18 protein-coding genes and 1 pseudogene are annotated in these 18,961 nt (G+C 39.2%); 14 read left to right on the top strand and 5 right to left on the bottom strand.

What is annotated here, in order from left to right; translation table 11 throughout:
- Positions 1-141 precede the first annotated feature (141 nt).
- The gene (locus HMPREF1320_RS02495) at positions 142-495 is read left to right on the top strand and encodes a DUF4280 domain-containing protein (protein ID WP_009417319.1); all 354 of its coding nucleotides are present in this window, start codon (positions 142-144) and stop codon (positions 493-495) included.
- 80 nt (positions 496-575) lie between these two features.
- Here HMPREF1320_RS02495 and HMPREF1320_RS02490 read toward each other — a convergent pair whose 3' ends face one another.
- Positions 576-1,478 carry a GYDIA family GHMP kinase gene (locus tag HMPREF1320_RS02490; RefSeq protein WP_009417335.1) on the bottom strand — a complete coding sequence of 301 codons (903 nt, stop codon included), beginning with the start codon at positions 1,476-1,478 and terminating at the stop codon, positions 576-578.
- A 66-nt stretch (positions 1,479-1,544) separates the two neighbouring features.
- Between HMPREF1320_RS02490 and HMPREF1320_RS02485 the strand changes: the two genes are divergently transcribed.
- Genes HMPREF1320_RS02485 through HMPREF1320_RS02475 form a run of 3 tightly spaced genes read left to right on the top strand, consistent with a single transcriptional unit; the run spans position 1,545 to position 4,437 of the window.
- On the top strand, positions 1,545-2,462 hold the full coding sequence (locus HMPREF1320_RS02485) for a leucine-rich repeat domain-containing protein (RefSeq protein ID WP_009417354.1): 918 nt from the start codon (positions 1,545-1,547) through the stop codon (positions 2,460-2,462).
- Between the two features lie 24 nt (positions 2,463-2,486).
- Positions 2,487-3,545 carry a 4-hydroxythreonine-4-phosphate dehydrogenase PdxA gene (gene pdxA / locus HMPREF1320_RS02480; RefSeq protein ID WP_009417349.1) on the top strand — a complete coding sequence of 353 codons (1,059 nt, stop codon included), beginning with the start codon at positions 2,487-2,489 and terminating at the stop codon, positions 3,543-3,545.
- A 7-nt stretch (positions 3,546-3,552) separates the two neighbouring features.
- Positions 3,553-4,437 (top strand): Ppx/GppA phosphatase family protein, encoded by an 885-nt coding sequence (locus HMPREF1320_RS02475; protein ID WP_009417358.1) that lies wholly within the window; start codon positions 3,553-3,555, stop codon positions 4,435-4,437.
- A gap of 91 nt (positions 4,438-4,528) precedes the next feature.
- Here HMPREF1320_RS02475 and HMPREF1320_RS02470 read toward each other — a convergent pair whose 3' ends face one another.
- A complete protein-coding gene (locus HMPREF1320_RS02470) occupies positions 4,529-5,713 on the bottom strand; it encodes an alpha-hydroxy acid oxidase (protein ID WP_009417310.1) in 1,185 nt (394 codons plus the stop codon).
- 316 nt (positions 5,714-6,029) lie between these two features.
- On the opposite strand from HMPREF1320_RS02470, the gene lepA reads away from it, so the two are divergent.
- The 7 genes from lepA to HMPREF1320_RS02440 all read left to right on the top strand — a co-directional run bounded on the left by lepA (position 6,030) and on the right by HMPREF1320_RS02440 (position 14,168).
- Positions 6,030-7,826: a translation elongation factor 4 gene (gene lepA, locus HMPREF1320_RS02465; RefSeq protein WP_009417359.1), complete on the top strand. Its 1,797-nt coding sequence runs from the start codon at positions 6,030-6,032 to the stop codon at positions 7,824-7,826.
- 18 nt (positions 7,827-7,844) lie between these two features.
- The gene (locus tag HMPREF1320_RS02460; RefSeq protein ID WP_009417336.1) at positions 7,845-9,107 is read left to right on the top strand and encodes a hypothetical protein; all 1,263 of its coding nucleotides are present in this window, start codon (positions 7,845-7,847) and stop codon (positions 9,105-9,107) included.
- A gap of 104 nt (positions 9,108-9,211) precedes the next feature.
- Positions 9,212-9,388: a hypothetical protein gene (locus HMPREF1320_RS11455; RefSeq protein WP_009417355.1), complete on the top strand. Its 177-nt coding sequence runs from the start codon at positions 9,212-9,214 to the stop codon at positions 9,386-9,388.
- A gap of 162 nt (positions 9,389-9,550) precedes the next feature.
- The gene (locus HMPREF1320_RS02455) at positions 9,551-10,456 is read left to right on the top strand and encodes a hypothetical protein (RefSeq protein ID WP_009417320.1); all 906 of its coding nucleotides are present in this window, start codon (positions 9,551-9,553) and stop codon (positions 10,454-10,456) included.
- A gap of 79 nt (positions 10,457-10,535) precedes the next feature.
- On the top strand, positions 10,536-12,386 hold the full coding sequence (locus HMPREF1320_RS02450; protein WP_009417339.1) for a DNA topoisomerase IV subunit B: 1,851 nt from the start codon (positions 10,536-10,538) through the stop codon (positions 12,384-12,386).
- Positions 12,383-13,363: a polyprenyl synthetase family protein gene (locus HMPREF1320_RS02445; RefSeq protein ID WP_009417313.1), complete on the top strand. Its 981-nt coding sequence runs from the start codon at positions 12,383-12,385 to the stop codon at positions 13,361-13,363. Before HMPREF1320_RS02450 ends, HMPREF1320_RS02445 begins: the two co-directional genes overlap by 4 nt.
- Positions 13,364-13,433: 70 nt before the next feature.
- Positions 13,434-14,168: a shikimate dehydrogenase family protein gene (locus tag HMPREF1320_RS02440; protein ID WP_009417344.1), complete on the top strand. Its 735-nt coding sequence runs from the start codon at positions 13,434-13,436 to the stop codon at positions 14,166-14,168.
- 15 nt (positions 14,169-14,183) lie between these two features.
- Here the strand turns inward: HMPREF1320_RS02440 and HMPREF1320_RS02435 are convergent, their stop codons facing one another.
- Positions 14,184-14,843 (bottom strand): class I SAM-dependent methyltransferase, encoded by a 660-nt coding sequence (locus HMPREF1320_RS02435; RefSeq protein ID WP_009417340.1) that lies wholly within the window; start codon positions 14,841-14,843, stop codon positions 14,184-14,186.
- Positions 14,844-15,000: 157 nt separating this feature from the next.
- Between HMPREF1320_RS02435 and HMPREF1320_RS02430 the strand changes: the two genes are divergently transcribed.
- The 3 genes from HMPREF1320_RS02430 (at position 15,001) to HMPREF1320_RS02420 (ending at position 17,684) form a co-directional block, all read left to right on the top strand.
- Positions 15,001-15,747 (top strand): electron transfer flavoprotein subunit beta/FixA family protein, encoded by a 747-nt coding sequence (locus tag HMPREF1320_RS02430; protein WP_009417333.1) that lies wholly within the window; start codon positions 15,001-15,003, stop codon positions 15,745-15,747.
- A 6-nt stretch (positions 15,748-15,753) separates the two neighbouring features.
- The gene (locus HMPREF1320_RS02425; RefSeq protein ID WP_009417352.1) at positions 15,754-16,704 is read left to right on the top strand and encodes an electron transfer flavoprotein subunit alpha/FixB family protein; all 951 of its coding nucleotides are present in this window, start codon (positions 15,754-15,756) and stop codon (positions 16,702-16,704) included.
- A 185-nt stretch (positions 16,705-16,889) separates the two neighbouring features.
- Positions 16,890-17,684 (top strand): lysophospholipid acyltransferase family protein, encoded by a 795-nt coding sequence (locus HMPREF1320_RS02420; protein WP_009417311.1) that lies wholly within the window; start codon positions 16,890-16,892, stop codon positions 17,682-17,684.
- On the opposite strand, the gene rlmH is transcribed toward HMPREF1320_RS02420, so the two are convergent.
- Complete coding sequence (gene rlmH / locus HMPREF1320_RS02415) at positions 17,685-18,158, bottom strand: 23S rRNA (pseudouridine(1915)-N(3))-methyltransferase RlmH (RefSeq protein ID WP_009412231.1); 474 nt, start codon at positions 18,156-18,158, stop codon at positions 17,685-17,687.
- A gap of 44 nt (positions 18,159-18,202) precedes the next feature.
- Positions 18,203-18,668: pseudogene (locus tag HMPREF1320_RS02410) on the bottom strand (macro domain-containing protein).
- Positions 18,669-18,961 lie beyond the last annotated feature (293 nt).

Raw genomic sequence — 18,961 nt, 5'->3', positions numbered from 1 at the left:
TAGATGCTCAAACAGGAGAGATAATTTCGCACGTAGTTAAATACGTTCCTCGTTATGGTGCTATAAAAGTGCTAAAAGTAATCGTACCTGATAAGACGAAAGAGAAGAGGTAGAATTATAATTAATAATTTAAATTTATATATGCCAAATATAATCACTAGTACAGCGGAACTTAGTTGTAATCAAGGTAGTACTAAAAGTAATCTTACTGTTACAAGTCAAACATTTACAACTATAGAGGAGAAACCTATTGCCACAGAAGAAGACAAACAAGCCAATGTGAATATACTTCCCTTTGGACAGTGTAGACTAAAACCTACCACAGGAGGATATTTGCCTTGTGTGCCGTGTCCTATAAAATGGGAGAATACTGCCAAAAATACAACTATCAATGAAAAGAAAATTCTTACCGATGAGAGTACTTGTAATTGTGCTATTGGGGGAAAAATATCAGTAACAGATAGAGGACATAACGAAAATCATAAAGTAGAATAACAATATCTTTCTATACTTCTCCTTTCCATTATTAATTTCCTTGTTACTCACGTACCTAACATAGCCTTATCTCTTATCTCTTACCTAATTAAGTTATTGTAAGGGACGCAAGTATCAAAACCTTTGGAGGCAAAATAAGCGGGGGTATCTTCGGTTTCGGAAATGGCTAATACAAAATCACCACCCCAAGCGCCCAAACTCTTCACTGTGCCGTTGAAATCGGAAAAAAGGCGTTCTTTAACGGTGGGCATACTCAAGTAGTTGCTAATGAGAGTTTCGTGTTCGTTTAATATCTGGCAAACATCGGTTATGGTGTGCGCTAAAACAAACTGTTCAGTAAGGCGAGTAATGCTCTCAGCAAGTTTGCGTTTACTTTTAGTTACTGACCGATAACGCGCAATTCCGTCCTTGCTATTTTGTTTCTGATTGAGATAAACGAAGTAGATTTGATGCGTATGAGGAAAAAGAAAGCGCAAAGGGTAACTATGTGGTTTGCCTCCTTCTAACTTATACAACAATGGAGTATTGCTTTTGGCACAAGCGATATCGTAACCACTGCCACCAAAACTCTTAAAAAGCAGTTCGTATGGATTTACGGCTGCCCACTGCGCTATATTGTTGATGAGTGTAGAGGAAGTGCCTAAGCCCCACAAACGAGGGAACTCTAAATGAGTTTGCACTTGAGAGTGTAGCCATTTATCTTTGAAATTGGGGTTGAGGAGAGTAGCCGTAGTGAGAATTTTTTGCAATGTTTGTGCTATTTGTTGGTCGGTTTCAGTAGTGAGTGTCGCACTGTCGAACCACAAATCACCGTCGGCATCAAAGGCTTGCCATCGGCTTTCGTTTGCTCCTTCTATTACCTTCAATGTCTGTCCTTTCTGGGTGGGTAAAGCAAAAGCGAGCGCTCCGTCGAGCACCGCATATTCGCCCGTAATGAGCAATTTACCATTACTATGAAAAGAATAAGTTTGTGTTACTCCCATATTTTTTATATCTTTGCACTCTGAAAGGACAAAAGTAATAATTATTTACAGATAAAAAATAGAACAATGAAAAAAATAAAACAACTTTTATGCGTGTTTGCCCTCGCAATTCCGTTTGTTGCAGGGGCACAATCTATGCAAATAAGAATTGCCACTACCAGCGGAGATGAACAAAGTTTCAGGAGCGCTGAAGAGCTTATGAAGACTAACTTTGCTAAGCTAAAAGAAGTTAGAATTTATAGCAATTCAAATAATGAAGTGCAAGTAAGTGAGGCTTTATTGAGAAGGCTTTTCAGTGAAGCACAGCAACTTGAAGTATTGGAAATAAAGGAAGTGGGGATAGCTTCATTTCCTGAGCTAAGTGTTGAAAATAAAACACTAAAAGTATTGGTATTACGCCTCAATAACCTAAGCAAATTACCTGAGAACATCGGCAGTCTTTCGGCTTTGCAAACTATAGATATCTATAACCCGATTACCGAAGTGCCTGCCTCACTTATGAACTTAAAACAGTTAGAAAATTTGAAGTTTGAAGGAGCTGAATTTACAGATTTCCCAGAGCAAGTGTTTGCTTTACCTAAGTTGAAATCACTTATCATCAGTCAGTTTGACACGAAGAACAAAATAAAAGTACTTCCTGATAACTTCGATAGGTTGCCACTACTTGAAGAACTATCGTTGCGCAATGCTGCGCTTAGCGAAGTGCCTGCCTCAGTAGGACGTTTGCCAAAGTTAGAAAACGTATACTTCAATGCGAACAACCTCACTAAATTACCACAAGCATTGGCTGAAAATCCACGTTTAACTTACGTGAATATCAACGACAATCCGCTTGATTTCAAACAGTTTATAAAATCGATAGAGAAAATACAGTGGAAGGGTGTTTTGTACATCAACAACCGTAATTTCACTACTCAGCAATACGAAGAAGTAGAAAAACGCTTGCCCAGAATAAGCGTATTCTACACTCAGAGAGAAGAATAAGTACCTTAAAATGCATTTCATTTTATGAAAGAAAAACCCATAAAAGTAGGAATTTCCATTGGTGATATGAACGGTGTAGGACTTGAAATTATCCTAAAAACCTTTGAAGACCACCAAATATTGGAATTGTGTACGCCTATTATTTTTGCTTCGAACAAGTTAGTTTCTTTTCAGAAGAAACATTTCAATACCACTGCCAATTTTCAAGGAATTGAGAGCGTGGAAGCTGCTATTGACGGCAAGCTAAATGTGCTAAACTGCTGGAAAGAAACACCTACGGTTACTTTCGGACAAGAAACCGAAGAAGGTGGCAAATATGCCTTTTTATCATTACAAGCTGCGGTGGAAGCATTAAAAAACAACAGTATTGATGTGCTGGTAACCGCTCCTATCAATAAGAACAACATACAGTCGGACGCGTTTCACTTCCCTGGTCACACCGATTATTTGGCACAAGAGCTCAACGGCACTAGCCTGATGTTTATGGTGAGCGAAGACCTGAAAGTGGGTTTACTTACTGACCACGTGCCTTTGAAAGAGGTTTCTTCTCTTATTACAGAAGCCCTCATTATGGAGAAAGCGCGCCTGATGAACGAATCACTCATTAAGGACTTCCGCTTACAACGCCCTAAAATAGCCGTATTGGGCATTAATCCACATTGCGGAGATAAAGGCGTGATAGGTAACGAAGATGACGAAGTGTTACGCCCAGCCTTGAAAAAGCTGTATTTTGATGAGAATATATTGGTATTTGGACCTTTTGCTGCCGATAGTTTCTTCGGTTCACAAACCTACCGGAATTACGATGCGGTATTAGCACCTTACCACGACCAAGGGCTTATCGCGTTCAAAACCATTGCCTTTGGTAGTGGTGTGAACTATACAGCAGGACTTAGCAAAGTACGCACTTCGCCCGACCACGGTACGGCTTACGAAATAGCAGGCAAGGGCATTGCCGATCCTGAGTCGTTCCGTCACGCTATTTTCACTGCTTTAGATGTGTTTAGAAACCGTGAAGAGTACGCTGAACTGACCAAAAACCCGCTAAAAGTGCGCTCTTTAGAAATGGACAAAGACAAATAATTACGAAATGAATATCAAAAAATTAGGAGCGATAGACATAGGGTCGAACGGGGTGAGATTGCTCATATCGAACGTATTGGAAGAACCTAACGAAGCTCCGAAATTTACCAAAGCCAGCTTGGTGCGTGTACCTATCCGTTTGGGAGCTGATGTGTTTTTAGACGGGCTCATCTCAGAAGAAAACACCGATAGATTGGCAGACACGATGCAAGCGTTCAGTTTGCTGATGAAAGTAAACCAAGTGGAAAAGTATCGCGCTTGTGCGACCTCGGCAATGCGAGAATCTACCAATGGGCAACAAGTAGCCGATGAGGTATACAAACGTACAGGAGTGCGCATAGATATTATAGATGGTGCCGAAGAGGCGAGCATTATTGCTTCTACCGATATTTCAAGTTTAATACAAAAAGATAAAGATTACCTATACATAGACGTAGGCGGGGGTAGTACTGAGTTTACGGTCTTCTCGAAGGGGAAGGTAAAGAAGTCGCGTTCGTTCCCCATAGGTACAGTGCGTTTATTGGACAACAAAGTAAGCAATAAAACGTGGGAAGAAGTGGAGCACTGGATAAAAAAGCATACGAAAGACTGTGAACATATAGAAGCCATTGGTTCAGGAGGGAACATCAACAAGATACACAAGAACTCCAACAGCAGAGAAGGAGAACCACTGAGCTATCAGTACCTCACCGATTACCTTAACTATGTATCGGGATTTACTTACGATGAACGCATCAGGCTCTTAGGCTTTAATCCCGACCGCGCCGACGTAATTCTGTATGCACTTACAGTGTTCATCAATGCGATGAAATGGTCAGGAGCAGAAATTGTACACGTACCCCGTATTGGTCTTGCCGATGGGATTGTAAGGAGCATTTATAATGAAGAATAAGTGGTTTAAATTTTAATAGTTTGTAATAAAAAGTGAAAGAGCTTAATACGAATGATGTATTAAGCTCTTTCTTTTTACAATGAAAGTTAAACTAAACTCGGAAATTATTGCTTGGTAGAGGATAAGTACCCTCTACTAAAATACTACTATCTACATCTTGGAGGTTACGATGACCTGAAAAAGCCATAGTAGTATCCATTTCGTCATATAATATTTGCAAAGCACGTGTTACGCCTTCTTCGCCATAAGCACCGAGCCCATATACAGGAGCACGACCAAGCATAATACCTTTCGCTCCTAACGCCCACGCTTTGAGCATATTTTGTCCTGTATAGAAACCAGAGTCTATCCATACTTCGGTTTGGCTACCTACGGCGCTTACAATATCGGGGAGTGCTTTGATAGTGGAAATAGTATCGTCCATTTGGCGACCACCGTGGTTAGAGACAATAATAGCATCGGCACCATATTTCACAGCTTCGATAGCATCTTCAGGAGTCATAATACCCTTTAAGATGATAGGTCCCCCCCACAATTCTTTAATTTCGGCGATATCTTTCCAACTAAGACTTGGGTCGAACTGCTCTTTTGTCCAAGAGGAAAGTGAAGAGAGGTCGGATACGCTTTTCGCGTGACCTGCAATATTGCGGAATGTCCAACGGCGATTGCCAAACACATAGCGCAACCCCCAAGGAATTTTAGTAGAGAGGTTAATCATATTAGGGATAGTGAACTTAGGAGGGGTGGAAAGTCCATTCTTGATATCGCGATGACGATTGCCGAGCACCTGCAAATCTACGGTTATCATTAAAGCAGAGCATTTAGCATCTTTAGCACGACGAATAAGGTCTTTCATAAAATCGCGGTCGCGCATTACATACAACTGAAACCAAAAGGGCTCTACTCCTGCTTCTACCAAATCTTCGATAGAACAGATAGACATCGTAGAAAGCGTAAAGGGGATTCCAAATTTTTGAGCGGCTTTTGCCATATGGATTTCACCATCAGCCCACATCATTCCCATAAAGCCAACAGGAGCCGTCATAGCGGGAAACTTTACCTTTTGCCCTAAAAGAGTACTTTCGAGGGTACGGTTATCCATATCCACTAATATGCGTTGACGGAATTTAATAGGGTTAAAATCGGAAACATTTTCTCTGTAAGTTGATTCAGTCCAAGAGCCGGTGTCTACATACTCATAGAACATCTTAGGGACGTTGCGTTTACACACCACACGCAAGTCCTCAATGTTTGTCATTTTAGTTAAATCTCTCATTTGGATAAGTTTTTTAAATTGATAATCTTAATACTTTAAAAAAAATAGATATTGTTTTCTTTTTCTAATTTGGTCGCAAATATAAACAATAATTTTGATTTAGCAACTTTTTCTTTTGAAAAAGTAAATTTACAATCAAAAATATATTACAAATAATTCGATAAACTACAAATGAGAACCTCTTTGAAGCACGATAGAACTTTCAATTTGTGAATTGACAATTATTTTCTATCTTTGCACCTTTAATTATTAGTTCGTTGTCTCTCGGTACAGACAACTCACAACTCATCACTAAAAACTAAACACTAAGAAACAAATGAAGAACATACGTAATTTCTGCATTATTGCACATATCGACCACGGAAAGAGTACCTTAGCCGACCGTTTGCTCGACTTTACCCAAACCGTAACCGAACGCGAAAAACAAGACCAATTGCTCGACAATATGGACTTGGAGCGGGAGCGCGGTATCACTATCAAGAGCCACGCGATACAAATGGAATATGTGTACAAAGGCGAAACGTATATCCTCAACCTTATCGATACCCCCGGTCACGTGGATTTCTCTTATGAGGTATCGCGTTCCATCGCTGCTTGCGAGGGGGCGCTCCTCATCGTAGATGCTGCTCAAAGCATACAAGCACAGACGATTTCTAACCTCTACTTGGCTCTCGAAAACGACCTTGAAATCATTCCCGTACTCAACAAAATAGACCTACCCAGCGCTAATCCCGAAGAGGTGAAAGACGATATAGTAGACCTATTGGGGTGTTCGCCCGATGAGATTATCCCTGCCAGCGGTAAAACAGGTTTGGGCGTAGAGGCAATTTTGGAGGCTATTATAGAGCGTATTCCTGCCCCTACCGGCGACCCTAAGGCACCGCTACAAGCCTTGATATTCGACTCGGTATACAACTCTTTTCGCGGGGTAGAGACTTACTTCCGGGTGATGAACGGTGAAATACGCAAAGGGCAGAAAATCAAATTTATGTCTAACGGCAAAATTTATGATGCGGACGAGGTGGGTACGCTTAAACTCAACCAAGTACCCAAGCAAGTGATTGGCACCGGCGATGTGGGTTACCTTATCACCGGTATTAAGGATGCGCGTGAGGTGAAAGTGGGTGATACGATTACCTCGGCAGTAGACGGCTGTAAAGAAGCTATTGACGGCTTTGAGAACGTAAAACCGATGGTTTTTGCAGGAATTTATCCGGTAGATACCGAAGATTACGAAGAGCTACGCGTCTCGATGGAAAAACTGCAACTGAACGATGCCTCGCTAGTGTTTACCCCCGAAAGTTCTGCCGCTTTGGGCTTTGGCTTCCGCTGTGGATTCTTAGGGATGTTGCACTTAGAAATCGTACAAGAGCGTTTGGAACGCGAGTTTGGTATGACCGTGATTACCACTGTGCCCAACGTAAGTTACCACGCCTATACGAAAAAAGAACCTGAAAAAGAGATTATCGTAAATAACCCTTCTGACCTACCCGACCCGTCGAAATTAGACCGTGTGGAAGAGCCGTATATCAAGGCGAGCATCATCACCAAATCGGATTTCATAGGTCAGGTGATGTCGCTCTGTATTGAGAAACGCGGACAGATAACCAACCAGCACTACCTCACCCCTGAGCGTGTAGAGCTGAACTTTGATATGCCACTTGCCGAAATCGTGTTCGACTTCTACGACCGACTTAAAACAGTGAGCAAGGGCTATGCCTCGTTTGACTATTCGCCTATTGGGATGCGCGCTTCTAACCTTGTGAAGGTGGATATACTTATTAACTCACAGTCAGTCGATGCGCTCTCTGCCCTTATCCACGCCGATAATGCTTATAACATAGGCAAGAAGATGTGCGAGAAGTTGCGCGAACTGATCCCGCGTCAGCAGTTTGACATACCTATACAGGCGGCTATAGGGGCTAAAATCATCTCGCGTGAGACTATCAAAGCCCTCCGCAAAGACGTTACTGCTAAATGTTACGGAGGGGATATCTCGCGTAAGCGTAAGCTATTGGAGAAACAGAAAGCAGGTAAGAAACGTATGCGCCAAGTGGGGAATGTGGAGATACCACAGAGTGCGTTTATGGCGGTGTTGAAGCTGAATGACTAATTTTTTAAATTTACATTTATGATCAATAATAGTAATTTTCCAGACATAATTTCTAAGCAATTAGAAATTAGAGCTAGTTTTCCTGAATTATCTAATAAAGAATGTGAATATATAAATAAGGCAAGAGATTTGTTTTGTCTTAAATATTATGATCATTCCTTAATTGATTTTTGGAATGCTGCTATTTCTAATTTAAGAAGAAGAGTAGAAGCATATGGAGTTGAGCTTTGGTCAACTGTTCTAAAAGAAAACTCTGGAAGAAAAAAGTATGACCCAAACGGAAGTACACTAGCTGAAAGATGGAGCGGTGTAGAAGATTTTGTTCTAATTTCAGGAGCAAAGGACATAGGGCTAATAAGCAAAAAAACAGCAAAGTCTTTAGAGACAATCGACTGGATGAGAAATCATGCATCTTGTGCTCATGACTCAGATGATAAAGTTTGTGAAGAAGATGTTATAGCGTTAGTTCTATTACTTCAAGACCTATTTAAACAACCTTTACCAGAACCCAAGTATTCTATATCAGCTATTTTTGATCCTATAAAAACTAAGCTACTTAATTCAGAAGAATTAAAGACATTAGAAGATCAAATAAAGACTTATAACAATCAAGAAATTAGAACTCTTTTTGGTTTTTTATTAAATTCTCTAACTACAGAAAATGAAGAAACTAAAACTAACATATTTCACTTATTCCCAATAGTTTGGGAAAAATCGAATGATGATTTAAGAAAAACATTAGGTGTAAAGTATCATAACTTGATGATAGGTGGTGATATTGAATCTGCTTCAAATAATGATACCAAAACAACTATTTTTGAATTATTAGTTAAAATGAATGCTGTTGGTTATATTCCAGAAGGAACAAGAGCAAGAATTTATAGAAAAGCATCAAGTAATCTTGCAGAAGCTAAAAATACTGCCTATGGATGGGGCAAGGAAGAATCTATGAGTAAATCTTTACTTCAGTTAGGGATAAAAGTGCCTTCTGTAGCTTTTGAAGATGTATATCAAGAAATTTTATCTGTTTGGTGCGGAAATTTTTGGGGAAGGTCACAAAGTTATTCTATATTAAACCCTTTCATAGACTCATTGAGCACTGATAAGATAAGACTTATAGTAAAAATGTTTAAAGAAAATGATAGAGTAAAAGAAGAATTATACAATCGAAAGCCTAAGGAAAAAGCTATCGATTTATTAAAATCTTTTCAAGAGAGATTAACCCTTGAAGCACATAAAGAAGAGCTAAAAGAAACAATTAAATTTGTTCAGAATTTGTAAAATCAGCCATTTAAACTTACATTTTATACCTGTAAAATACAATGTAGTAGAGCGTAAGAATCTGTTAGACAAAACAGCAGCTCCTAATAAAAACTAATTTAACTATGGGGTATCATATCATTAATATTACAGAAAATGGTATTAAAAGTGAGTATGTTAATGATAAAAAAGCATTAATGTACTTAGATACAATTACCGAAGACTCTATTATCTATCAAGGGGAACCCCATTGGACACCTTTGCAGGTAAAAAATGGACAACAGAAGAAGATGATAAATTAGAAGTTCTTTATTGCGAAAAGACAAAAATCGTAGAAATTTGTAATATTTTGGGACGAAGTAAAACTGGCATTTTATTACGAATTGGTATATTAGAGCTAAGAAAAAAATATGATATTTAGGAAATAAAATTCTTTATGAATAACAAAATATAATCATACATCTATGGACTTTTTAACAGGAAAACCACTATCGGATACTATTTACGATACCCTTTTTAAGGCGGAAAAGGAGCTTATCATCATTTCGCCTTATATTCAGCTGGGAGATTACCTCAAAGACAATGTTTTTAAACAGCTTTTAAACAATACCAAACTGCATATACTCATTGGGTTTGGCAAAAGTACCTCTAATGGAGAAGAAAATTGTAAGCGTGAAGATATTGAGTACTTCTTGGGCTTCCCGAATATCACAATGGTGTATATTCCACAGTTACACGGACAATATTATGCCAACGAAAAGCAATCGGTGATTACCTCTATGAACCTTTTGGATTACTCGCTGGTAAACAAGGTAGAGTTTGGTGTACTTGCCGAAAAAGCCCTCACCGACCTTGTGAACAAAAACAACTTCTTCGAGACTTCTAAAAATACCATTATGAGTGTACTCGACAGCGGTTACACTATCTTTGCCAAACGTCCTAACTACAACAAGAAGTTTTTAGGTCTGGCGAAAGACTATGTAGGCTCTACCGTGCATTTGGATTTGGTAGACGATGTATTGTCTAACAGAGAGGTGAAGCCTATCCGCTACTCCTCTTTTGTACCCGAAAACTACGCAAATGCCGAGAACAGACCACTCGCAGAACGCGAGCCTTCCGCTGAAAGAGCTATAGAAACCGAAACACCTCAGGAAAATGCTGTACAAGAAGAGAAAAAAGGGCACTGTATCCGTTGTAATACCGCTATTCCTTTTGACCCTTCGAAGCCTTTGTGCGACAGCTGTTATGAAGCGTGGGTGAAGTTCGGCAACCGTTTCTACGAAGAGAAGTACTGCCATTGCTGTGGAGAGGAGAAGAAAGTAACGGTAGCGACACCTTTATGTTATAATTGTTTTTCAAAACAATTGTAAGCAAAGGAGACAGATATTTATTTTTTGGATATGAATAATTTTTAATACTTTTGCACATCTAAAAACAAAAGTAAACTTTATGGAAGAAATTAGATATGACGAGGATAGTATCCGCTCTTTGGACTGGCAAGAACACATTCGCACACGCCCTGGTATGTATATCGGGAAGCTGGGTGATGGCTCTTCAGCCGACGACGGTATTTATATCCTTCTCAAAGAGGTCATCGATAACTGTATAGATGAGTTTGTGATGGGAGCTGGTAAGACCATCGACGTAAAAATCACCGATAACCAAGTAGAAGTACGTGACTATGGGCGCGGTATCCCCTTAGGAAAGGTAGTAGATGTAGTATCGAAAATGAATACGGGAGGTAAGTACGACTCCCGAGCTTTTAAGAAATCTATCGGACTCAATGGGGTGGGTACAAAAGCTGTGAATGCCCTTTCTACCTACTTCAAAGTGGAATCGGTGCGCGATGGTCAATGCAAATCGGCTATTTTTGAGAGAGGTTTACTAAAAGAAGAAGGCGCTATCGAGGAAAGCCAGAAAAGGCGCGGTACTAGCGTAGCTTTTATTCCAGACGACACTATCTTTAAGAACTTCAAGTTCCGTAATGAATATGTGGTGCGTATGCTCAAAAACTACGTATACCTCAACCCAGGTCTTACTATCAACTACAATGGTGAAAAGTACTATTCTGAAAACGGACTCAAAGACCTCCTCACCGAAAACAACAATGAAGAGGATTTTCTTTACCCTATCATTCACCTTAGAGGTGAAGATATTGAGATTGCCATATCTCACAGCAAAACTCAGTACAGCGAGGAGTATTACTCTTTTGTAAACGGTCAGAACACTACACAAGGGGGTACACACCTCAACGCTTTCAAAGAGGCTTATGTAAAGACCATTCGCGACTTTTATAAAAAAAACTATGATGCCTCCGATGTGCGTAAGTCTATCATCGCGGGTCTCTCAATCAAAGTGATGGAACCTGTATTTGAGAGCCAAACGAAAACCAAGCTCGGTTCTACCGAAATGGGAGAAGGAATGCCTTCCGTACGCACCTATATCAATGATTTCATCAGTCGCCACTTAGATGATTTCCTACATAAAAACCCTGAGATATCCGATGTGCTACAACGGAAGATTATGCAGGCACAACGCGAGCGTGAAGACTTGGCAGGTATTCGCAAACTGGCAAAAGAAAGAGCTAAAAAAGCAAGCTTACACAACCGTAAACTACGCGACTGTCGCGTACACCTCACTGATACCAAAGACGAGCGTGCCCTACAAAGCACCTTGTTCATTACTGAGGGAGATTCAGCTTCAGGCTCTATTACTAAATCGCGTGATGTAACCACACAAGCCGTTTTCTCACTACGTGGTAAACCTTTGAATACCTACGGAATGAGTAAGAAAATAGTGTATGAAAATGAAGAGTTCAACCTATTACAAGCCGCCCTAAATATTGAAGACTCTATGGACGACCTTCGCTACAATAACATCGTTGTAGCCACCGATGCTGATGTAGACGGTATGCACATTCGTCTTTTGCTTATCACTTTCTTTTTGCAGTTCTTCCCCGAAATCATCAAAGAAGGGCACTTATATATACTGCAAACACCTCTATTCCGTGTGCGCAACAAAACGCAAAAAATATATTGTTACAGCGAAGAAGAAAAGGAAGCAGCCATAGACAAGTTAAAAGGCAAACCTGAAATTACTCGTTTCAAAGGATTGGGAGAAATCTCTCCCGATGAGTTTAAAGATTTTATAGGAGAAGATATACGCTTAGACCCTGTAATGATGGACAAAACTATCCATACCGAACAGCTCTTGGAGTTCTATATGGGCAAAAACACTCCTGACCGTCAAGAGTTTATCATCAACAATCTAAAAGTAGAAATTGATAACTTCGAGCAATGAAGATAACAGCTCAAATAAAAGAACCTATCCGTGAAGAAATGGAACTCTTTGAACAGAAGTTCCGTAGCTCGATGTCGTCTAAGGTTGCCTTACTGAATCGTATTACCTACTATATTGTAAATCGCAAAGGCAAGCAAATGCGACCGATGTTTGTGTTCTTAGTAGCCAAGATGGTATCGGGAGGTAAGGTGAGCGAACGCACCTATCGGGGAGCATCGGTAATAGAGCTCATACACACTGCTACCCTTGTACACGATGATGTAGTGGACGACAGCAACAAGCGCCGAGGGTTCTTCTCAATCAATGCCTTATGGAAAAACAAAATAGCTGTATTGGTAGGTGATTACCTACTTTCTAAAGGCTTACTACTCTCTATAGACAATGGTGATTTCGACTTATTGCGCATTATCTCGGTAGCCGTACGTGAAATGAGTGAAGGTGAACTCTTGCAGATAGAAAAAGCTCGTCGGTTAGACATTGTAGAAGAGGTGTACTACGAGATTATCCGTCAGAAAACCGCGACGCTTATAGCCGCTTGTTGTGCGATGGGAGCTTGTTCGGTACAGCCAGAACAAACCGAAGTGATAGAGAAAATGCGACTCTTTGGTGAATACATAGGAATGGCTTTCCAAATAAAAGACGACCTTTTTGATTATACCGAAGACGCAATTGGCAAACCTACAGGTATAGATATTAAAGAACAAAAAATGACCCTACCACTTATTTATGTACTTAATATTTGTTCCGAAGAAGAAAAACAATGGCTTATCAATTCGGTAAAAAAATACAACAAAGACAAAAAACGCGTAAAGGAAGTAATTGAATTTGTAAAGAATCATAAAGGGCTAGAATACGCTACGACTAAAATGAAAGAGTTCCAACAAAAAGCCTTAAATATATTGAATGAATTCCCAACCTCACCTTATAAAGAAGCCTTAACTCTAATGGTAAATTACGTGATTGATAGGAAAATTTAATTTAGGTAAGAGGTAACATTCAGTATATAGATAATATGTATAGTTTATCTATAAAAAAAGCGTTTTTCTTATGACAACTTTTGCTCTTGTGGGTCGTAATATTGGCTATTCTTTTTCTCGAAAATATTTCACTGAGAAATTTAAACGAGAAGGTATTAATGATTGTGAATATATCAATTTTGATATACAAAATCTCAATGAATTACCCGCTCTCTTAAAAAGCACTCCCAATTTACGAGGAATGAATGTTACCATTCCGTATAAGCGAGAAGTAATGAAGCTACTTACTGCCATTGATACTACTGCACAAGCCATTGGAGCTGTAAATACTATAAAAGTTACTCCTGATGGACTCGTCGGTTATAATACCGACTGCTATGGCTTTAGCAAATCATTATCTCTCTTATTGCAACCACATCATAATCACGCTCTTATCTTAGGCACGGGAGGTGCATCGAGTGCTGTTGCTTATATGCTCAAGCAACTAAATATTGATTATCGTTTTGTATCCCGCACACCACAGATAAATCAGTTTACTTACGCAGAACTTACCAAAGAGATTATAGAAAATTATCACCTTATTATTAATTGTACTCCTTTAGGTACATTTCCTAATATTAACGATTGTCCTCCTATTCCTTATGAATATCTCACTCCTGAGCACTTGCTTTATGACCTTATTTATAATCCTTCACAAACTACATTTCTACACAGAGGAGAAAAGCAAGGAGCTACTATTTGTAATGGGCAACTAATGTTAAAACTTCAAGCTGAAAAAGCGTGGGAAATATGGAATGAAGAATAAAAAGCAGAGAGGTTTTTATTTTTCTCCTATCATTATGCAATAAGGACGACGTATTTTCTTGCCACTCTTAGAAACAAGTGTTTCTTCAAAAGTATACTCTTTGATATTCTTAAACCCTATGCGGGAGAGTATTTTTCGCACTTCGGGAACAGTATAAAACTTAAAACCCACTTGTGCAAAAGGAGCTTTCTCACCTACTGACTTGTCAATAAAAGTAATCACTACCTTTCCCATAGGCTTGAGCAACTGATAAATATTGCGATAATAGCGAGTAGGGCTTTTGAGAAAGTAAAGTGTATTGACTGAAAAGCAAACATCAAAAAGTATATTAAATTCAAGTCTCTCATCGGGTTGTACTTGCAGAAAAGAAACAGATTGTTGCGCTACCAATTCGGGATTGCTTACAGCAGCCTCAGTTATCATTTCCGCAGAAGTTTCTATTCCTGTATAGTGAATGGTTGGCTCTTTTTCAAATAAATAAGGTAAATGGCTGGCATTGCCAAAGCCAATTTCTAAAACATTGCTATTGGGCAAAAGTGATAAACAATCAATAGTATTGAAAATCATAGTGCGATTGGAAAAGAAAGTATATTCACCTACTTCTTTTGCATATATTCCGCTAGGGCAACGCAATAACTGTCCGAAAAATTGCATATCGGTTACTGGAGGATTCATTATTTCTATTTAGTATTTCAAATAGTTAGACGGCAAAGGTACATTTTTTTCGCATAATAGTTTGCACAGTTATACAAAAGGAAGTACTTTTACCGCTTCAAAAATAACCACCTTTTGGTTATTAATATATCATTTTAATTATATTATCTATAAGATTATGAAGATATTAGTATGTATCAGTAGCGTCCCCGACACTACTTCGAAAATAAATTTTACTGATGAAAATAAGAAGTTCGACCCTACAGGAGTGCAGTTTATCATCAATCCTAACGATGAATTCTGCCTCACTAAGGCAATCTTACTTAAAGAAAAGTTAGGCGCTACTATCACCCTTGTGAATGTAGGCACCCAAGAAACAGAACCCGTATTGCGCAAGGCTTCCGCCATTGGTGCTGACGATATTATCCGTATTGATGCCACTCCTACTGATGCTTTTTTTGTAGCTACTCAGTTGGCTAAGGTAGCTAAAGAAGGAAATTACGACCTTATCATTACAGGAAAGGAATCTATTGATTATAACGGCGGAATGGTGGGAGGATTTTTGGCAGGATTACTAAATCTACCCTTTATCAACAAATGCATAGGTTTAGATATCAATGGGACAGAGGTAATAGCTGAACGAGAAATAGACGGCGGTAAGGAAAAACTCTCGGCAACTCTTCCGTTAGTAATTGCGGGACAAAAAGGACTTACCCAAGAGAAAGACCTTCGTATACCAAATATGCGCAACCTAATGGCAGCTCGCACTAAAGTAATCACCGTGTTGCCTGCTGAAAATACAGATACGAGAGTAACAACCATAGGTTTTGAGAAACTTCCTGCCAAAAAACCTGTAAAAATGGTATCGGCTGATGATTTAGATACTCTTATTGATTTATTACACAACGAAGCTAAAGTAATTTAATAAAAAATGTCCATACTCATATATATAGATTCCGAAAACGGAAAAGTAAAGAAAAGTAGTTATGAAGTGGCTACTTATGCCAAAACTCTTGCTCAGAAACAAAATACCAAAATAGTAGCAGTAGCTATCAACATTGATAATCCTGAAATGTTAGGCACTTATGGTATTGATAAAGTATTGAACATAGCCGATGAAAAGCTACAACACTTTTCGGCGAAGGCTGTAGCACAAATATTACAACAGGCAGTGAAGAAAGAAGGAAGTACAACGGTGCTTTTCAGCGCCTCGTCGCAAGCCAAGAATATTGCCCCTTTATTAGCCATTTCTCTACAAGCAGGTTATGTACCTAACGCCATTTCACTCCCTGAAAACGATTTTACTATTAAGAGTAATGCCTTTTCTAACAAAGCCATAAGTTTAAACAAAATCACAACACCTATAAAAATAGTAGGATTAGCTCCTAATGCCTTCGGAGTAAAAGAAAATCCTACTCCGGCAATTGTAGAACCCTTCTCCCCTACCCTTTCAGATAGTGATTTCGATATAAAGATAATCGCTACCGAGAAGGCTACAGGAAAAGTACCGTTAGACGATGCCTCTATTGTGGTATCAGGAGGACGCGGATTAAGAGCCGCCGAGAATTGGCACATAATCGAAGATCTTGCCGAAGTACTCGGCGCTGCCACCGCTTGTTCTAAGCCTGTTGCCGATATGGGTTGGCGTCCACACGCTGAGCACGTAGGACAAACAGGGAAACCCGTTGCGCCTAACTTGTATATTGCCATTGGTATTTCAGGGGCTATACAACACTTGGCGGGGGTTAATGCCTCAAAAGTAAAGCTGGTTATCAACACCGATGCCGAGGCTCCTTTCTTCAAAGCTGCCGATTACGGCGTGGTAGGCGATGCTTTTGAAGTTGTTCCCAAGCTTATAGAAAAACTAAAAGCTAAACTTTAATATTTGTAATAACTTTTCACGGCTGGGAAATGCCCAAGAAACTGTGAAGATTTACAACAAATACAAAGACTGCTATGCAGATAGCAAGAGAGACTTTTCAATAAACTAAACTGATGAGTTAATGAGTTAATTTGTTACTATAGTAATTGACTTTTTAGCTCATCACCTAATCAAAAAATTGAACAATGCCTTTATTTAAAAAAGACCCTTTCGGACATACACTTTTCGTAAAACGATGGCTCATCCGCGTTTTTGGTATCCTTACTCACAGCAGGTATGATGGTTTTAACCAACTGAAGATTGAGGGTTCGGACGTTATTCGCGAATTGCCACCACAGAATGTACTGTTCATTTCAAATCACCAGACTTATTTCGCCGACGTAACGGCTATGTTTCACGTGTTCAACGCAAGTCTTAAAGGTCGTAAAGATACCTTGGATAATATGGGCTATCTGTGGAACCCAAAACTTAACATTTATTACGTGGCGGCTTCCGAGACTATGAAATCAGGGATTCTGCCCAAAATATTAGGTTACGCAGGAGCTATACCGGTGAACAGAACTTGGCGCGAAAAAGGGAAAGAAATACATCGTGAAGTCCGCCAAGCCGACGTGGAAAACATAGGTATCGCCCTTGCCGATGGTTGGGTGATTACTTTCCCGCAGGGCACTACCTCGCCGTGGAAGCCTATCCGCAAGGGTACTGCACACCTCATCAAGCAATACAAACCTGTGGTGGTGCCCATCGTAATCGATGGATTCCGTCGCTCGTTTGATAAAAAGGGAATAAATATCAAAAAGAAAGGAGTGCAACAATCGATGATTATCAAATCGCCTTTGCAAATAGATTACGAAAATGATACGGTTGAAGAAATTGTAGCTAAAATAGAAATGGCTATCGAACAACACGAATCATTCCTTAAAGTTAAGAAATTAGATGGTGAAGAAGCTCCTAAAACAGTAACAACACCACAACCCTAATTACTGATGATGATAGGGCTCATTACGGAGAATCGTAAAAGCACGGTAGAGTTGTTCTACAAAAAATAGGCGTATCATTTGGTGTGAAAAGGTGAGTTTAGAAAGTGACAACTTGCCATTAGCACGGTCGTATACTTCTTTTGAAAAACCATAAGGTCCCCCAATCACAAAGGTGAGCTGCTTGATGCCGGCATTCATTTTCTTTTGCAATTCATCGGCGAAAGCCACTGAGGTAAACTCTTTGCCACGTTCGTCTAAGAGTATCAGGTGATGAGACGAGGCTACATTGCCGAGGATAAGCTCCCCTTCTTTTGCTTTTTGTTGCTCTTCCGATAGTGATTTGCTATTCTTAATATCGGGCAAGAGTTGCAATTCAAAATTGATGTAATACGAAAGTCGTTTTTCATACATATCAATGAGCTGTTGCAAAGCAGGATTATCGGTCTTGCCCACCGCGAGAAGTTTGATGTTCATTATTTTTCAGAATAAAAGCTAAAAGGTAAAAAATAAAAATAAGGTTATAAATCACAAACTAATACTTCGATGTTTTTCCTTAAAAGTGTTTGCCTTATAAGTTTCTCAATTCTGTCCCAAGAGCCTCCTGCCAATCCGCAACCTATGCGAGGCATTTGCACTTTAGCATTTATTTCATAAGCAAAATCGGCTATTTGTTGCAAACCTTTTTCCACTGCCTCGTAACGAATAGGCGGGTCACCGTTTTTCATCTCTATATATATTGTGTTGCCCAATGAGATTTGCAACCCATATCTTCTCTTCTACCGACACAAATTGTACCTCTCCCAAAGCAAAATTTCCCCCTTCTTTATACCATTGTTTGTATTGTTTTTCGGGGTATTTCCAGCGTTTGGAAAGTGCTAACACAAATCCCTTCCCCCAAGCGCCTATATCATTACAAATATGGGCGATAACAATGTTCCCTTCGGCTTGTGGCACCGTAGCATCTGCTTTTAAATAGTGTATCATCGCTTAAATCTTTTGTTATTTTGGCAAAGATAACTAATTTTTATTAACACTACAAAAACAATTTTTTATTACTTTCATCACAATAAACAACTCTTTTTTTACTATTTAAGGCAAATTCTATATTAAAAACTTTTATAAGGGAACAGAATACTTATAATAAATTATACAAGTACACTATTTAGATTCATAAAAAAACTTTGTCAAAGTACTTAAACTTTGACAAAGTTTGTGATGTGAAGGAGATTGGAGACTTTTCTCATCTCTTTTTTATAATGCAAGAGTGATTATCATTA

Origin of the sequence: Capnocytophaga sp. oral taxon 335 str. F0486 (assembly GCF_000277665.1) — a bacterium.
Taxonomy (GTDB): Bacteria; Bacteroidota; Bacteroidia; order Flavobacteriales; family Flavobacteriaceae; genus Capnocytophaga; species Capnocytophaga ochracea.
This window is presented reverse-complemented; position numbering and strand designations above follow the sequence as displayed.

Coding starts and splice junctions, on each gene's coding strand:
- HMPREF1320_RS02440 (WP_009417344.1), top strand. CDS start 13,434: ATGACAACTTTTGCTCTTGTGGGTCGTAATATTGGCTATTCTTTTTCT.
- pdxA (WP_009417349.1), top strand. CDS start 2,487: ATGAAAGAAAAACCCATAAAAGTAGGAATTTCCATTGGTGATATGAAC.
- HMPREF1320_RS02425 (WP_009417352.1), top strand. CDS start 15,754: ATGTCCATACTCATATATATAGATTCCGAAAACGGAAAAGTAAAGAAA.
- HMPREF1320_RS02475 (WP_009417358.1), top strand. CDS start 3,553: ATGAATATCAAAAAATTAGGAGCGATAGACATAGGGTCGAACGGGGTG.
- lepA (WP_009417359.1), top strand. CDS start 6,030: ATGAAGAACATACGTAATTTCTGCATTATTGCACATATCGACCACGGA.
- HMPREF1320_RS02445 (WP_009417313.1), top strand. CDS start 12,383: ATGAAGATAACAGCTCAAATAAAAGAACCTATCCGTGAAGAAATGGAA.
- HMPREF1320_RS11455 (WP_009417355.1), top strand. CDS start 9,212: ATGGGGTATCATATCATTAATATTACAGAAAATGGTATTAAAAGTGAG.
- HMPREF1320_RS02470 (WP_009417310.1), bottom strand. CDS start 5,713: ATGAGAGATTTAACTAAAATGACAAACATTGAGGACTTGCGTGTGGTG.
- HMPREF1320_RS02430 (WP_009417333.1), top strand. CDS start 15,001: ATGAAGATATTAGTATGTATCAGTAGCGTCCCCGACACTACTTCGAAA.
- HMPREF1320_RS02455 (WP_009417320.1), top strand. CDS start 9,551: ATGGACTTTTTAACAGGAAAACCACTATCGGATACTATTTACGATACC.
- HMPREF1320_RS02420 (WP_009417311.1), top strand. CDS start 16,890: ATGCCTTTATTTAAAAAAGACCCTTTCGGACATACACTTTTCGTAAAA.
- rlmH (WP_009412231.1), bottom strand. CDS start 18,158: ATGAACATCAAACTTCTCGCGGTGGGCAAGACCGATAATCCTGCTTTG.
- HMPREF1320_RS02435 (WP_009417340.1), bottom strand. CDS start 14,843: ATGAATCCTCCAGTAACCGATATGCAATTTTTCGGACAGTTATTGCGT.
- HMPREF1320_RS02495 (WP_009417319.1), top strand. CDS start 142: ATGCCAAATATAATCACTAGTACAGCGGAACTTAGTTGTAATCAAGGT.
- HMPREF1320_RS02460 (WP_009417336.1), top strand. CDS start 7,845: ATGATCAATAATAGTAATTTTCCAGACATAATTTCTAAGCAATTAGAA.
- HMPREF1320_RS02485 (WP_009417354.1), top strand. CDS start 1,545: ATGAAAAAAATAAAACAACTTTTATGCGTGTTTGCCCTCGCAATTCCG.
- HMPREF1320_RS02450 (WP_009417339.1), top strand. CDS start 10,536: ATGGAAGAAATTAGATATGACGAGGATAGTATCCGCTCTTTGGACTGG.
- HMPREF1320_RS02490 (WP_009417335.1), bottom strand. CDS start 1,478: ATGGGAGTAACACAAACTTATTCTTTTCATAGTAATGGTAAATTGCTC.